Annotated in this window: 13 protein-coding genes; 8 read left to right on the forward strand and 5 right to left on the reverse strand. The window is 43.1% G+C overall.

All coding sequences use genetic code 11. The features are described from left to right. The first annotated feature begins 95 nt into the window (after positions 1-95). From MHN32_RS10875 to MHN32_RS10885, 3 genes are all read left to right on the forward strand, one after another. Positions 96-1,997 (forward strand): methyl-accepting chemotaxis protein, encoded by a 1,902-nt coding sequence (locus tag MHN32_RS10875; protein ID WP_239421714.1) that lies wholly within the window; start codon positions 96-98, stop codon positions 1,995-1,997. A 195-nt stretch (positions 1,998-2,192) separates the two neighbouring features. After that, positions 2,193-3,395 carry a tetratricopeptide repeat protein gene (locus MHN32_RS10880; RefSeq protein ID WP_239421715.1) on the forward strand — a complete coding sequence of 401 codons (1,203 nt, stop codon included), beginning with the start codon at positions 2,193-2,195 and terminating at the stop codon, positions 3,393-3,395. Between the two features lie 8 nt (positions 3,396-3,403). Beyond that, complete coding sequence (locus MHN32_RS10885; RefSeq protein ID WP_102057018.1) at positions 3,404-4,339, forward strand: M20/M25/M40 family metallo-hydrolase; 936 nt, start codon at positions 3,404-3,406, stop codon at positions 4,337-4,339. Here MHN32_RS10885 and MHN32_RS10890 read toward each other — a convergent pair. Continuing rightward, positions 4,267-4,599 (reverse strand): GIY-YIG nuclease family protein, encoded by a 333-nt coding sequence (locus tag MHN32_RS10890; RefSeq protein ID WP_102057019.1) that lies wholly within the window; start codon positions 4,597-4,599, stop codon positions 4,267-4,269. The genes MHN32_RS10885 and MHN32_RS10890 overlap by 73 nt on opposite strands. Positions 4,600-4,780: 181 nt before the next feature. Between MHN32_RS10890 and bamE the strand changes: the two genes are divergently transcribed. Further along, positions 4,781-5,140, forward strand: coding sequence for an outer membrane protein assembly factor BamE (bamE, locus tag MHN32_RS10895; protein ID WP_010605101.1), 360 nt, complete (start codon positions 4,781-4,783; stop codon positions 5,138-5,140). Between the two features lie 258 nt (positions 5,141-5,398). On the opposite strand, the gene MHN32_RS10900 is transcribed toward bamE, so the two are convergent. Together MHN32_RS10900 and MHN32_RS10905 are read right to left on the reverse strand one after the other, a co-directional pair. Next, positions 5,399-5,734, reverse strand: coding sequence for an RnfH family protein (locus MHN32_RS10900; protein WP_102057020.1), 336 nt, complete (start codon positions 5,732-5,734; stop codon positions 5,399-5,401). After that, on the reverse strand, positions 5,734-6,168 hold the full coding sequence (locus MHN32_RS10905) for a type II toxin-antitoxin system RatA family toxin (RefSeq protein ID WP_010605103.1): 435 nt from the start codon (positions 6,166-6,168) through the stop codon (positions 5,734-5,736). Before MHN32_RS10905 ends, MHN32_RS10900 begins: the two co-directional genes overlap by 1 nt. 141 nt (positions 6,169-6,309) lie before the next feature. Between MHN32_RS10905 and smpB the strand changes: the two genes are divergently transcribed. After that, positions 6,310-6,792: an SsrA-binding protein SmpB gene (smpB, locus tag MHN32_RS10910; RefSeq protein ID WP_010379116.1), complete on the forward strand. Its 483-nt coding sequence runs from the start codon at positions 6,310-6,312 to the stop codon at positions 6,790-6,792. Between the two features lie 82 nt (positions 6,793-6,874). Here the strand turns inward: smpB and fabB are convergent, their stop codons facing one another. Next, complete coding sequence (gene fabB / locus MHN32_RS10915) at positions 6,875-8,089, reverse strand: beta-ketoacyl-ACP synthase I (protein ID WP_010379118.1); 1,215 nt, start codon at positions 8,087-8,089, stop codon at positions 6,875-6,877. 176 nt (positions 8,090-8,265) lie between these two features. Between fabB and mnmC the strand changes: the two genes are divergently transcribed. Next, on the forward strand, positions 8,266-10,251 hold the full coding sequence (mnmC, locus tag MHN32_RS10920) for a bifunctional tRNA (5-methylaminomethyl-2-thiouridine)(34)-methyltransferase MnmD/FAD-dependent 5-carboxymethylaminomethyl-2-thiouridine(34) oxidoreductase MnmC (RefSeq protein ID WP_211866450.1): 1,986 nt from the start codon (positions 8,266-8,268) through the stop codon (positions 10,249-10,251). Between the two features lie 81 nt (positions 10,252-10,332). On the opposite strand, the gene MHN32_RS10925 is transcribed toward mnmC, so the two are convergent. Then, positions 10,333-11,823 carry a DUF3612 domain-containing protein gene (locus MHN32_RS10925; protein WP_211866452.1) on the reverse strand — a complete coding sequence of 497 codons (1,491 nt, stop codon included), beginning with the start codon at positions 11,821-11,823 and terminating at the stop codon, positions 10,333-10,335. Positions 11,824-11,968: 145 nt separating this feature from the next. On the opposite strand from MHN32_RS10925, the gene MHN32_RS10930 reads away from it, so the two are divergent. Together MHN32_RS10930 and MHN32_RS10935 are read left to right on the forward strand one after the other, a co-directional pair. Continuing rightward, entirely contained in the window at positions 11,969-12,457 is a 489-nt protein-coding gene (locus tag MHN32_RS10930; protein WP_102057025.1) for a malate synthase, read from the forward strand. Positions 12,458-12,551: 94 nt separating this feature from the next. Then, positions 12,552-14,738 (forward strand): cation:dicarboxylase symporter family transporter, encoded by a 2,187-nt coding sequence (locus MHN32_RS10935; RefSeq protein ID WP_239421716.1) that lies wholly within the window; start codon positions 12,552-12,554, stop codon positions 14,736-14,738. The last annotated feature ends 30 nt before the right edge of the window (positions 14,739-14,768 follow it).

The raw sequence follows: 14,768 nt of genomic DNA on the forward strand, positions 1-14,768 counted from the left end.
AATTATTTTTTTGTGACTTGGATTGTTACTTGTTCCGAGCTGGTTATTTACTATGCTAGAATAATCGGTTCCACGGGATTACACACACAAATCGAATGCAAAACACAGGTTTAACAATTACTCAAAGAATTACCCTTCTGGGTAGTCTCATTGCGATTGCTGTCGCTTGTTTAATCGGGTTTACCTCGCTTTACAGCGCCAAAACGCTCATTAATGAACGCATGATGCAATCTGAATTGCCAAGCAAGATAGAAAGTATCAATAAATCATTAAGCAAGCAGATAGACACGTTGAAAAATGCAGCCGAGCAGCTTTCAAGCAATTTATTAATCACCCAAAGTGCCAAGCAAAATACTTTGGATGAAAAACTTCTTATCAACGAACTCAAGCGTATTGCGGCGCAGTATGACTTAGTTACGGCTTCTTGGGCTAACCGCGAAACCAATCAATATTGGAATCAAAACGGCTTTCTGCGAGTACTAAATAGAGAGCAGGATGGTTGGTTTTTCGGCTTTACCACTAGTGGCTCGCCATACTCTATTAGTATCTATCAAGAAGCGCCGGGCGATGTAAAAATGTTTGTAAACCATCAACAACTAAGCGGTGTTGGTTTAGCTGGACTTGCGAAAAGTATTGATGATATGCAGGCCATGCTTGCTAATATGAAAATCGAGCAAAGTGGCTTTGTTTTCGTCATTAATAGGCAAGGTACGGTGCAATTGCACCCAGATGCAAGCAAAGTCGCAAAGTCCTCAATTGAAGACTTTTACGGCCAGCACAGTCGCGATTTTACCTCCACACGTGGATTTGTCGTTAAAGAGTTGGAAGTGGGTGGCGAAACCAATTTAGTTGCAGCGAGCCCAATTCCAAACACAGATTTGCTTGTTATTGCCCAAGTGCCAACCAGTGAAATCAATAGTGGGATCACTTCTTTGCAGTGGCAAATCATTGGTTTTTCGATAGTGATTGCGCTAGTGGCGAGCTTTTTTAGTATGCTACTGGCTAAGAACTTAAGCGCGCCACTTAAAAAGATGGCAGATTTATTTGAACAGCTTGGTAGCGGCGACGCAAAACTCAATTATCGTTTACCAGACTCAGCACAACCTGAACTTCATGCTTTGGCTGGAGGCTTCAACCAGTTTATGGCTAAGATCGAAGAAGCTATCCACATGGTTGCGGAAGAGAGCCGTTCAATTCGCGTGACGAGCGAAGCCGTGTTTAAACAGAGCCAGCAAAACTCTCAGTCTCTGGATGAACAAAAGTCTCAAACCATGTCTGTTGCCGCGGCAATCAATGAAATGGGTGCGACAGTACAAGAGATAGCGAGCAGCGCGACCAACACGGCAAAATTGACAGAAGAAAGTAAAGCGTCAACCAAGCGCAGCCGTCAAGGTGTGCAAGAAAGCCAAGAAACACTTCACTTGCTTGCAGGTGACATCGAAAATATGGCGGGTCAAGTCGCAACGTTGGCCGATAAAACCCAGTCAATTGCCAATATCGTTGATGTGATCAGAGGCATATCTGAACAAACCAACTTGCTTGCACTCAATGCTGCGATTGAGTCTGCGCGAGCGGGTGAGCACGGTCGTGGGTTTGCCGTTGTTGCAGATGAGGTAAGAGCACTTGCGAGCCGTACATCACAATCTACCGACGAGATCCAAGCAACGATATCTGAATTAACTCAGGTGTCTGGCGCTGTCGTAAACCAAATCCAACAATCCAGTGAACAAGCAGAGCAAAGTGTTCAAACGATGCAATCGTCAGTGGAGTTAATGTTGGAAATCTCGGAAACCGCAAATCAAATAAATGACATGACCGCGCTTATCGCAACAGCGACAGAAGAGCAAAGTAATGTCGTTGCGGACGTCGGCCGCAACATCGAGCAAATTAGCGAAATTAGCGATGCCGTGATGAACGAGCAACTTGACACGGAACAAGCAATTCAGCGTCTTGCTGCATCAGCAAAAGCGCTTGATGATCTCGTCGCGAGCTTTTAACCTCTGCTCAACTCTAAAGTAAGCCTGCATGTTTCCTTGTAGGCTTACCCTTTCAAATTGTCTCTTTGTTACATGGTGTAACAATCACACCGCGCAAATTTTGCAATTATGGTCTAAATTCAATAATAGTAAGGGCCAAAGGTAAGCAATTAAGCCATAACTAAAAGTTAGCCGAATGCCCAATCTGGAGGTTGTATGAAGATAGTAATTCAGTTCTCTATTATTGTGCTTAGCATTATTTTACTTAGTGCTTGTAATAGCACTCCCAAAGCGACGATTGATAGATCAATTCTTAATGCAAATCACCAATTTACTGTTCACAAAGTTGAGTCGTATTCTGACGTCTTTCAACTCAATAACCAAATTCGCATTAAATTAGAACAATACTTTCACAACGGAGAGATAGGCCTTAAACGTGCTAAAATGCTGATGAGATTTTTGGTAAGTAGTGGAGATGATTCACTTTCTTACCTTTCAGGTGCAAATTTAACTGCAAATCAAGCATTTAATAATATGAACGCGAACTGCTTGTCCTTGTCTATACTAACTCACGCTATTGCTAAGCAGCTAGGCTTACGCAGCCAATTTCAACAAGTACACATACCTGAATATTGGGATGAGAGCCAAGGCTATAGCCTGCTAACAGGCCACGTCAACATCAAAATTTTTGAAGTAGATATCACACAGGACTCAGTTAAAACTTTATATGTTAAACCAACTGCGGTCACTGTTGATTTTGATCCTAATAGCCGCTCTCAACACTTTAGTACTTCACCAATTAGTACAAATACTATCTTATCTATGTTCTATAACAACAAAGGAGCAATGGAAATGATTAGTGGTAACTTAGATATGGCATATAGCTACTACAAGGCAGCCGTAGAAAGCGATCCCTATCATGACGGCGCTTGGGGGAACCTCGGTATTTTATACCGTATAACAAACCAGTACGACCTCGCCGAGCGAGCCTATAATCAGGCCATTGCTATTAACCACGATAATCGAAATGCACTAAGTAACCTTGCTAAACTCTACCACCTGACGGAACGAGATCATGAAGCTAGCATTATTGAAGCAAATATCCATAATTTGAGAAAAAGCAACCCTTATTACATGTTGGTATTAGGGAACGAAGCCTTTAAACAAGGAGAGTTAAATCGCGCTAAGCATTTTTATCAAAAAGCTTATCAACTTGATCGCAACGTTCATGGTAGCTACTTTGGGCTGGCAAAAGTTGCCTATGAGCAAGGCGATAGAAAAAAAGCAGAGTATTACCTCAACAAGGCATACAAAGCATCTGTCTTCGAACACGACAAAGCGCGCTACGAAGGCAAACTGGCCTTATTGAGAGGAGTTGCTAGTAACCAATTGAATTTAACAGACAACGATGAGAGATAACAATAATAATGAAGAAATGTTCTTTCAAGCTAATCGGCATGATGCTGGCCGCGATATGTACCACGAATGTATTGGCTCAGTCGCGACATCAAGGTATTGCTAATGTTGATAATATATTGGTGCAAGATTTACAAGCTCTCACAAGTGCTCGTCACCAAGGCCGTAAAAGTGGTGCTCAATCGCCTAACATCAGTGCCCAATATATTTTTGCTGCTTTTGAGCAATTAGGTGGAAACCCGATCTATCAGCACTTTACCTTTAGAGCAGGTATTTTTAGTAAGGACGCAGGTCACAACGTCACGGCGATTTTACCTTGCACTCAACCTCGATGTGATAAGGCCATCGTTATCAGCGCGCATTACGACCATTTAGGAACCACAGGACAAAGACATTATCCAGGTGCCAATGATAATGCATCTGGCACCGCTGCAATGTTGCACATTGCGAGGCAACTTAGTAAAACAAATCGCGCTCGCGATATATTGTTTGTCGCAACCGATGCAGAAGAGCGCGGCTTACATGGAGCGAAACATTATGCCAAGCACCTTAAACGAGAAGTTGAGCTCAATATCAACCTTGATATGTTAGGAATAAATAACAACAACCGTTTATTTGCATTGTTTTCACCGGGTTTCAAGGAATATAAATCTGAGCTCCAGAACAAGGCGCAATCTTCAGTAAAATTGACCATAGTATCGTCACAACGACAAATTGAGCGTTATATAAATAACCCAAGAGTTGATTGGCACAAAGCAAGCGATCACTACGCCTTTTATCGCCAAGGGATCCCCTATATTTATTTTGGTATGGGTGAAGATAAACATCATCACACCACCAGGGATACACTAGAGAATATGGATCTAAATAAGTATCAGGCAGGGGTTAACCTCATCAATGACTTTATTTTGTCATTAACTCGTTCACCTTTTGACTCTACCAGCTGAATTTTTTGTGCTTTTGTCAGCTGCTTAACATGCCACTCAAGTTTTGCAGCTTGAGATTTAGTACCTGCAGCACATTGAAATTTTAACGTTAAGGGCCCTTTACCTTTTAAATTTTTTGCCCCCTTCCCAGCCTGATGCTGCTCTATGCGCCGCTCTACATTGGTTGTTATTCCTGTGTACCAATGACCAAAGCGCGTTTCTAGGATATATAAGCTCCAAATAGCTTGGTGATCCGTTTTATTGGGCTCGTTAAGTAACATTTTTCCTAGCACTAACAGGCTCTCCTCAAAATCTTATCAATGACTTCTACCACACATGGCAGCTCTTGCAACTTATCTGCGAACTTTTTACACTTAGTGCAGTCCAATTCCGCTAAGAGACTTTACCTTCTCTGTGCAATCGGTATCATGCAAATAACTGATAATAAGGATACACAATTTCATGCTGTCTAATAAAACCCTTTCTGTTTGGCTCAGTGCTGTAGTTATGACGGTATTTATGTCTGGCTGTTCAAGCTGGATTTATCGCATCAACGTGCCACAAGGTAATTTCTTAGAGCAGTCAGATGTAGATAAACTTCGCGTGCAAATGACCAGAGAGCAAGTGCTATATGTGCTAGGTACACCGCTTGCTAAAGATACTTTTAACAACAATATCTGGCATTACCAGTACGTATTTAATATTGATAGAGACTCAGAGGTCAGAAAGTCGTTTAGCGTTTATTTCGAGAATGACAAACTAGTTCGCGTGAGCGGCGACTTCGAAGAGCCGGAAGAATTTAACACCCCTTTAGACTCGTAAAGTCAAAGGGCACACATTGTTTCGTAGTCAAAGGGGAAAGGTATTTCCCCTTTTTTAATTAGCCTGAGGTTTGGATAAGGAATGAGCTAACTCATTGTTTTTAATACCACATTAAATTATACCCTTATCTAGCCAGACAGTTTTAGGGATAACAAGGCGAATTTACGCACCAATAGTTGGCTATTGGAAGTGAATTCAACGCAGTTAGCGCTAAAACTGGCTGCTAGAAAGGCATTAACTATCCGAAGCTCAGGTTAATTATTCCTTATCTCCTAAAGAGACAGGTCGCCCACCGGTAACTTTGCTTGCACGGCCCTCTTCTTTTGCTTTTTCCGCACGGCGTCTGCGCGCCTCTTTTGGGTCTGCGATTAATGGACGATAGATCTCTATTCTGTCACCGTCACTCACTACTTGATGTAATTTTACTGTGCGATTCCAGATCCCAAGCGTCAAGTCATTCGCATCTATCTCTGGGCATCTTTCTAATATCCCTGACTGTAGTACCGCTTGCTCAGCTGACGTCCCCTCAGGCACATCAACCGACAATGACGTCGCGCTGTCAGGCAATGCAAATACCACTTCAACCTTTATCATCATCTCGCTCCGTAAACAATTTTGGCTCGCTGGGTAAACGCAGATACCATATTCTTGGCCACTTCATTGAATAGCTTGCCAAACGCCATCTCAATTAATTTGCTCGCAAATTCAAACTCTAACTTTAAACTCACCTTACAAGCCTGTTCATCAAGCGCGGTAAACTCCCAGTAGCCGTTTAAAGACTTAAATGGCCCATCAACTAAACACATTTTTACTCGGTTGCCATCAAATTCATTTTTTGTGGTAAACCACTTTTTTAGGCCGGCTTTTGAAATTTCTAGGCTCGCGGTCATCCCTTGTTCATCATTGCTGATAACTTTTGCATCTGAACAATGCGGTAGAAATGCGGGATAAGCGTCAACATCATTGACCAATTCAAACATTTCCTTGGTGCTATACATCACCAAAGCACTTTTTTCTATCTGTGGCATAGACACTCCAAATCTTAATACAAGGATTTTACCAAGGTTTTGCAGATTTATCTTGTTTGCAGCCACTGACTAAGTAAAAATACGTCACATTAATGAAAAAGCGCTGTCTTAAAACAGGATTTATAGGTAGACTAAGCCATTATGGCAAAGAAAAATTCAAGTAAATCAAATAGCAATACCATAGCGCTAAATAAAAAAGCGCGTCATGAGTATTCACTACATGAAAAGTTCGAAGCAGGTATCGAATTACAAGGCTGGGAAGTAAAAAGTATCCGCGCCGGTAAAGTCAATATCTCAGATACTTACATCCATATCAAAAACGGCGAAGCCTATTTGTTGGCCAGTCAAATTCAACCGTTAAATAGTGCTTCTACACATGTGATATGTGATCCGCTTCGTTATCGTAAACTGTTACTAAATAAACGTGAAATCTCACGTCTTATCGGTGCAACCGAGCGTGATGGTTATTCTCTGATAGCCACAGCAATGTACTGGAAAAAGTGCTGGGTAAAACTCGAGTTCTATCTTGCGAAGGGTAAAAAGCAACACGATAAGCGTGCTGATATTAAAGACCGTGACTGGTCACGTGATAAAGAACGTTTGATGAAACACAATGTACGTTAATTTATTTTAATATACGAACAAAACGAAAAAAGCAGGCTAAGCCTGCTTTTTTGTGCTTGATATTAAGTTAAGCGTAAAGCGCTTAACCTTTGTACTTTTGCATCACAAGTGTTGCGTTAGTACCACCAAAGCCAAAGCTGTTGGACATCACGGTGTTAAGCGGTCCATCACGGCGCTCTGTGACAATGTCTAAACCTTGTGCTTGTTCGTCCAATTCATCAATGTTAATTGATGGTGCAATAAAGTCATTATCTAGCATCAGCAAAGAGTAAATCGCTTCATGCACACCAGCCGCACCGAGTGCGTGGCCTGTCATCGCTTTAGTTGCACTAATAGCCGGAGAATTATCGCCAAACAACTCTTGAATAGCACCTAACTCTTTCACGTCACCAACTGGTGTTGAGGTACCGTGCGTGTTTAGGTAGTCAATCGGTGCATCAAGACCTTGCATCGCTTGTTTCATACAACGTACAGCGCCTTCACCTGATGGTGCTACCATATCGTAACCATCTGATGTTGCACCATAACCAACGATTTCAGCATAAATGTGCGCGCCGCGAGCAAGTGCGTGTTCTAGCTCTTCAACTACCACAATACCGCCACCGCCAGAGATGACGAAACCATCACGATTTGCATCGTACGTACGTGATGCGCGCTCAGGCGTTTCATTATACTTAGTTGACAACGCACCCATGGCATCGAATTCCATCGCCAATGTCCAGTGTAGCTCTTCACCGCCACCAGCAAAGATAACATCTTGTTTGCCTAGTTGAATTTGTTCAACAGCATTACCAATACAGTGTGCTGATGTTGCACATGCAGAGCTGATTGAGTAGTTCACACCTTTAATTTTAAATGGTGTTGCCAAACACGCAGAAGTCGTGCTTGCCATGGTGCGTGGAACCATATAAGGCCCTACACGCTTTACGCCTTTTTCGCGCAGAATATCAGCTGCTTCAACTTGGTACTTAGACGAACCACCACCAGAACCTACGATAAGGCCTGTGCGTTCGTTTGATACTTGCTCTTCTGATAGCCCTGAATCTTCAATTGCTTGCGCCATCGAGATATAGGAAAACGCTGCCGCGTCCCCCATAAAGCGATGTGCCTTACGGTCAACGAGAGATTTTACGTCGATATCTATTTTACCAGACACTTGGCTACGTAGGTTGTAGTCTGCAAATTCTTGGTTAAAAGCAATACCGCTCTTACCTGCTTTTAATGACTCTAAAACTTCTTGCTTGTTGTTGCCGATGCTCGAAACAACACCGATCCCCGTAATAACGGCTCTTCTCATGGGTTTATTCCCTTCGATATTACAAATTATGCGTAGTATACGCTGAATTTTAGCGCCAAGTGGTCAGCTTTCCAGCGTACACATGTACTCTGAACCTAAATAACTAAAAATGCAACCAGACTATTGAGTCGAAAGACAGTAAAATAGTTCCCAAATAGTCGAACATAGAGTCTTTCATGATAAAAAACGCTCAAATACACTTCAACGATGCTGGTACCCCTGTTGCCGATAGTTTTGACGATGTCTATTTTTCCAACGATGATGGGTTAGCTGAGTCACATTACGTCTTTTATACTCAGAACCATATCGACGAGCGGTTACAAAATCATGGCAAAGACCGATTTGTCATCGCAGAAACTGGTTTTGGTACTGGATTAAACTTTCTCAACGCTTGGTATCACTTCAACCAGCGTAGCAAAGACGCATGCGTTAACCAACTCCACTTTGTCTCATTTGAGAAATATCCAATCCATATCGATGATTTAGTTAAAGCGCTACAAGCTTGGCCTACGCTTGCCCCGCTCGCCGAAAAACTCTGCCAGCAATATCCGATGGCCCTTGAAGGATGCCATCGCCTAGAGTTTGATAATGGTCAAGTGACCTTAGATTTATGGTTTGGTGATATTCACGATAATTTACCACAACTAAGTTTCGAACAAGCCGGATTTGTCGATGCGTGGTTTTTAGATGGCTTTGCTCCGAGTAAAAACCCAGATATGTGGCAACAAAGCTTATTTGATGCCATGGCCAATATGAGCCGGGATAGCGCTACTTTAGCAACATTTACCGCAGCGGGTTTTGTCCGCAGGGGACTACAAGACGCCGGCTTTGCGTGCAAAAAAGTCAAAGGGTTTGGTCGCAAACGCGAAATGGTGGTCGGAACGCTGAGCCGTGCCAATAAAAACTCCAATACTCCAGCGTATTACAGCACCACACCGCGTAAGCTAGAGAGTATCGCTATTATTGGCGGCGGTATTGCCTCAAGTTGTTTGTTGTATCACCTTAGTAAACGTGATCTTGGCGCAACACTTTTTTGCCAAGACGACGCGTTAGCCAAAGGCGCTTCTCACAATCGTCAAGGCGCGCTATATCCAAACCTGCAAGCAGATCACACGCCATCGAGCGAGCTTTACGCCCACAGCTTTTTATATGCAAAGCGCCTTTATCAGCATATTGCAAATACAGGCTACCACTTCGCACACGATTGGTGTGGCGTACTCTTGCAGTCCGTTAGTGAGGCCAAACGAGCGCAACATCAAAACCTAGCCGAAAAGGCAACTTGGCCACATGATTTAATTCATGCCGTCGACGCCAAGCAGGCTTCAGCTATCGCAAACACCATGCTGCCCTACGGTGGACTCTATATTCCAGAGGCCGGTTGGCTAAACCCTGCAGAGGTAACGCAAGCAGTGTTTGATGCAGCTCACGCGTTAAAAGCAGTTTCGACTTATTTTAATACTGACATACAAAAGCTCGAAAAAACCGAGAGCGGCTGGCTGTTACACAGTGAAGATAATACGTTTGGGCCGTTTTCAGATGTATTTGTCTGTGGCGGTGAGCACTCTGACCGATTCGAGCAAACCAAACATGTTCCTTTACACGGCGTCCGCGGTCAGGTCTCTCATGTTGATGCAGGAGAAGAATCACAAAAACTCAATACCGTACTTTGCCATAAAGGGTACTTTACTCCTGCAATGGATGGGCAACATTGTATGGGCGCGACATTTGAAAAAAACAGCAAAAGCCGAGAGATAAAAGCTGAAGATGATGCAGCTAACCGTGCCCAGCTTGAACGCTTTTACAAAGACACGGAGTTAGCCGCGAGTCTTGGCGAAGTCACCTCGGCAAAAGCCGCTGTACGTTGTTGTTTTAACGATCATTTGCCTATGCTTGGTCAAGTCCAGCATAACGATGACTTTTGCTCGGCCTTTGCCAATTTAAGAAAGGGAAAACACTATGGTTTTGGAAATCCAGCACTACCCTATCAAGGAATTCATATTGTTACCGGTTTTGGCGCACGAGGACTGTGCAGCGCTCCGCTGGTTACTGAGCATTTAGTTGCAACTCTACTTGGCGAAGCAAGACCTTTAAGCGAGCGAGTAAATCAGGCAATCCACCCTGCCAGATTGCTCGTCAGAGATTTAATTAGAAGTAAAATCTAATAATGGCTAAGGCATAACATCACCTAGATCTAGATATTATGCCTTAGCGCTATACGCCCATTACACGGTAGAATTTCAATATCAATTGCTAACGGAGGAGAGCGCATAACAACTAGGCTTTCTCGGGCAGCTTTTTCCTCGAGTACAAATCACCCGAACTGAGCCCTCAAGTCCTCTTTCAATCCACTGGATATTTAAAATCTTGGCGACACGGAGTAATTGGGTTTTCATATGATAGGGCACCACGCTCGCGCCACCATGGCTAATACAAGCTTTTTGTAACTCTCCAATCAAGGCGTCAGCATCAATCCCTTGTGCATTAATAGCAGGATTGAGATCAAGACCCGCGCACAGCACCCTTGGACGATTCGCAACATCAACAATTTTTACTGACTCACAGCAATACAGACGCGGTTTGCCATTGACGTTCAGGATCGAAAGCTGAGCACTGGCACTATTGCTATCATCATGAAATTTACGAAATACGGCCCAGTGCTGACACGGATCGGCAACGCTACGCATATTGCCCCAAGGTAAGGGAATGCCATTGCCCCGATACACCGCCTTGAGTTTACCGGCTTGATAAGCATCAAAATAATGCCAATGTGGATAAGGTGAAACCGATGTCATTCTGCGCATTGCGACGGAAGCAGAAATACCAAGTTGCTCATGGACGCGTACATCGTAACCTCGGCTTTCGAGTAACTGCCGAAATGGTGTACGGGGACACAATAAGGCCCCTGCAAAGAAGCTCGATTCAAAATCCTGCCACGCGCTCAAAATATCCTGAGCATTTGGAGTATCATGATCGGGGTTATCGTTACTTTTACGACTTTCTCCAGTAGTGAGTACACATTCTAAACCTTCACTATTGTGAAGTACGGCATGGCCAATATGAACGGCTAAATCGTATTTCATTCTCGCGGAATGTGCGTGCAATGCGCGATTTATAAACACCATGTTTGGCTCTTTGAAATAAGAAGTGATCATCCCCTCTCCGTCAGGCGATGATTGCTCAAACCACTCCACTTTTCGACCTTTTGCTATCAAAATTGCCATGAGATCATCACAGCTGAGATAGAGATTTTTACCTCCCACTTCATCGGCTGCTCGCTCTAAATCAGGAAAGTGGTTTTGATGGTGTTCTTGGTGGGCACGGATCAAAAGGTGCGCAAACTGCCTACCACTGATCCCCGCTTGGGATAGCATTTCTGGAATCGCAATTTGTAATATCTCTTTGGCAAATAGAAAGTTGGGCTCTAAAGCCATCCCCATTATCCCACCGAAATTGCCTTTATCTGGCGCTATCTCCGGTGCTTCAGGTTGACTGTCTAAAAACCACTCAATCGGTTTTTGAAATACATTAGAGAAGTTTTCGAGCATCGCTTCGCTTGGTGTACGCTGGCCTCTTTCAATCATTGACAGGTAGGAAACGGAAGGCGCGCTGGTTGGATCTTGCTTAACACATCGAGCCGATAAATCTTCTAAAGTCAGATGGTTACGCTTTCTTAGATTTCTTATTTTAGTACCCAAAAAGTGAGACTTTCTAATTAAGCTTGCAACTTTTGCCATGATTTCACACCCCATTTTTGTGAAATTCACACTGTGAAATTCTTTTTGTGAAATTATTTGAATATTTAACTTACACTCAAAATGTACACGAAACAACCAGAATATATTTCCCAATTTATGACAACATGAACAAGTGAGGTGGATCATGGCAGCGCAATTACAACCGCATACAGAGCAACCAATTGACGATACGAAAGCGCAACAGTCAATGCTGGCAAAACAGTATCTTGATGAACAATGTCCTTTAGAGTTTGGCTCACACATGGAGGTGACAGACTATGTGGTTTACTACAATCACCTGCTTGCGTTTTTTGCCAACGGCACCCATTGTGGTTTAAAAAATTGTAGCCAATTCGTCGCGCTTTGCGGTCACCGAGAAACGCCTGAGGCTGTTTTGCTAAAACAGGACGATGGCTTACATATTGAAATTACCTTCAATCGCACCGGAATGCTCGGCCAATTTGATAGCGCCCATATCGAAGATATCATCGTCGAAACGCCACTGGCGTCTGTGGTTGGTAAAAAGACTAAAACCCAGCTACAAAAACTATGGATGAGCTTTTATCACGGGGTGCAACAACCAGCAGGAAAAGCCTGTTATCGTGCCAAAAATGGGGATGATTATGAACTTTGAGTAAACACTCGATAATTTGTAATCAAATCGCTCAAACATTCAGTAAGTTTTAAGCTAAGCTAATTAAAATACCGCTCTTTTTTCGACTGAGCACATGACTAAATTGCTTAATTTTCTAAAAAACATTAACTGGATGCTTTGGGCGCTCATACTTGGCATTTTTGCTGGTTTAGTTTTCGGTGAACGGTTATCATTTTTAAAACCTATCGGTACAGGTTTTGTAAACCTGATGCAAATCACCATTCTCCCCTATATTGTCGTCAGCCTTATCGTGGGTTTAGGCAAATTTAATCCCGAACAGGTTAAAAGTATTCTTGCAAAAGCGGCGCTAGTCATGGTCTCCATTTGGGTGGTAGGTCTTGCTGTGATCTGGTGCTTTATTATGACATTACCAGCGCATGATGCCGGGACCTTTTTCTCCCCGGCACTGGTCGCCGCTGCTCCCGAAGTAGACTTCGTCAAACATTATATTCCCGCTAATCCATTTGCTTCTATGGCGGAAGGTAATGTACCTGCCTTAGTCATATTTTGTATTGCGCTAGGTATGGCACTTATTTCTAATCAAAAGAAAAACCGTTTACTGGATGTGTTAGAAGTCGTCGGTCAAGGTCTGTCGGTGATTTCCAAGAAGATCATTGCCATCTTCCCTATCGGCATTTTTGCGATGACTGCAAGCACCGCAGGTACGATGAGCGCAGAAGAATTGTCTGAATTGCAAGTATACTGGGTTGTCGTTTTATGTGTCGGCGTGTATTTGATGTTAGTACTACTCCCTATGCTTGTTGCCGCACTCACCCCTGTTAAATACCGCGACCTCATCATGGTTATGCGCAATGCATGGATCACCGCATTTAGTACCGGAAACGTTTTTATTGTATTGCCAGTGATCACCGAGGGGATCAAAGATCATTTACGCAAAATTAAGCAAAGCGACGAAAGCTCTGATCACATCGCTGAGGTGTTAGTGCCTATCGCTTATACCTTCCCGAGTTTAGGAAAGCTTACGACCCTCATTTTTGTCTCTTTTGCAGCATGGCTTACCGGCAACCAAATCGGCATCGAACAAATTCCTAATGTGTCTTTGTCGGCGATGCTAAGTTACTTTGCTAACGTACATATCGCTATTCCCTATTTGCTCGATACCTTGCGTGTCCCGGCTGATACTTATCAGTTATATCTATCGATGTCAATACTCACCGCAAAGGTGGTTTCACCGACCACTGTGGTATATATCTTCGCATTTGTATTTTTATGTATTTTCATCAACCGTAGACAATTACACCTAAAACGCGTGCGCTCGGTTTATTATTTAACGCTACTATCTGCACTACTCCCAGCATTTATGTTGTTGAGTTTTACGGCAAATAATTACCTCGGTAAACAAACTAAATCGGCCGATGAGGCCATTGCTAATATGGTGATCTCAGATACCGTCCCTGCTCATGTGCTTAGCTATGTCCCTAAAGCATACCAAAGTGGTGAGTTGTCTTTGACGAATATCGATGTGATTAAAAAACGTAACCTGCTGCGTGTCGGATATCTTATCGATAATGTGCCATTTAGTTACTTTAATCAAAAAGACCAGTTAGTGGGTTTTGATGTCAGCCTAGCACATAGGCTCGCATCCGACCTTGGGGTTAAAATCGAGTTTATTCCTTTTAAAAAGCCACAACTGGCAGAGTATCTCAACAAGGGATATTTCGATATTGCAATGTCCGGCCTTGAAATTAATATTGCCGACTTACAAAGCGTGCGCTTTAGTGACAAGGTATTGGAACTGCAACTAGCGCTCTTGGCCAAAGATCATGATTTGAAGAAGTTTGCTGACAAGTCAGCCCTACTTACGCTTGATAAGCTGAATTTAGCTCACGTTGAGTATGCTCCGTTACTCAAACAATTGGCGCAGCAAAACCCTAAGGTAAAAGTATCCGGTATTAACAATTTGCAAAGCTATTTTAAGCACCCAGAAAGATATGACGCCTTAGTGATCAGCGCAGAGGCGGGCTTTGCATGGAGCATGTTTTACCCTGAGTTTGGTGTTGTGGTCCCGGAAGGGGCGAGTTTGAAATACCCCGTTGGATTTGCTGTCGCCAAGCGTAATCAAGATTTACTGAGTTATGTAAATGCGTGGCTGACTATACAGCATACCAATGGCCGTATTGAAAAAACTTATGATTACTGGATCTTAGGAAAAGGTAGTGTACAAAAGCAAACTCGCTGGTCGTTAATGGATGAACTTGAAATCGACCCTAACACACTTATTGATAAACTGAAGTTCTAATACTAACGGAATAAAAAAACGCCGTCAGTT

It is taken from the genome of Pseudoalteromonas sp. Of11M-6 (assembly GCF_022347905.1).
Classification (GTDB): domain Bacteria; phylum Pseudomonadota; class Gammaproteobacteria; order Enterobacterales; family Alteromonadaceae; genus Pseudoalteromonas.

What these genes read in the sequence shown, in the direction of transcription:
- bamE (WP_010605101.1), top strand. Translation starts at nt 4,781, where the DNA reads ATGCTGTCTAATAAAACCCTTTCTGTTTGGCTCAGTGCTGTAGTTATG.
- MHN32_RS10875 (WP_239421714.1), top strand. Translation starts at nt 96, where the DNA reads ATGCAAAACACAGGTTTAACAATTACTCAAAGAATTACCCTTCTGGGT.
- smpB (WP_010379116.1), top strand. Translation starts at nt 6,310, where the DNA reads ATGGCAAAGAAAAATTCAAGTAAATCAAATAGCAATACCATAGCGCTA.
- fabB (WP_010379118.1), bottom strand. Translation starts at nt 8,089, where the DNA reads ATGAGAAGAGCCGTTATTACGGGGATCGGTGTTGTTTCGAGCATCGGC.
- MHN32_RS10890 (WP_102057019.1), bottom strand. Translation starts at nt 4,599, where the DNA reads ATGTTACTTAACGAGCCCAATAAAACGGATCACCAAGCTATTTGGAGC.
- MHN32_RS10935 (WP_239421716.1), top strand. Translation starts at nt 12,552, where the DNA reads ATGACTAAATTGCTTAATTTTCTAAAAAACATTAACTGGATGCTTTGG.
- MHN32_RS10925 (WP_211866452.1), bottom strand. Translation starts at nt 11,823, where the DNA reads ATGGCAAAAGTTGCAAGCTTAATTAGAAAGTCTCACTTTTTGGGTACT.
- MHN32_RS10900 (WP_102057020.1), bottom strand. Translation starts at nt 5,734, where the DNA reads ATGATAAAGGTTGAAGTGGTATTTGCATTGCCTGACAGCGCGACGTCA.
- mnmC (WP_211866450.1), top strand. Translation starts at nt 8,266, where the DNA reads ATGATAAAAAACGCTCAAATACACTTCAACGATGCTGGTACCCCTGTT.
- MHN32_RS10905 (WP_010605103.1), bottom strand. Translation starts at nt 6,168, where the DNA reads ATGCCACAGATAGAAAAAAGTGCTTTGGTGATGTATAGCACCAAGGAA.
- MHN32_RS10885 (WP_102057018.1), top strand. Translation starts at nt 3,404, where the DNA reads ATGAAGAAATGTTCTTTCAAGCTAATCGGCATGATGCTGGCCGCGATA.
- MHN32_RS10930 (WP_102057025.1), top strand. Translation starts at nt 11,969, where the DNA reads ATGGCAGCGCAATTACAACCGCATACAGAGCAACCAATTGACGATACG.
- MHN32_RS10880 (WP_239421715.1), top strand. Translation starts at nt 2,193, where the DNA reads ATGAAGATAGTAATTCAGTTCTCTATTATTGTGCTTAGCATTATTTTA.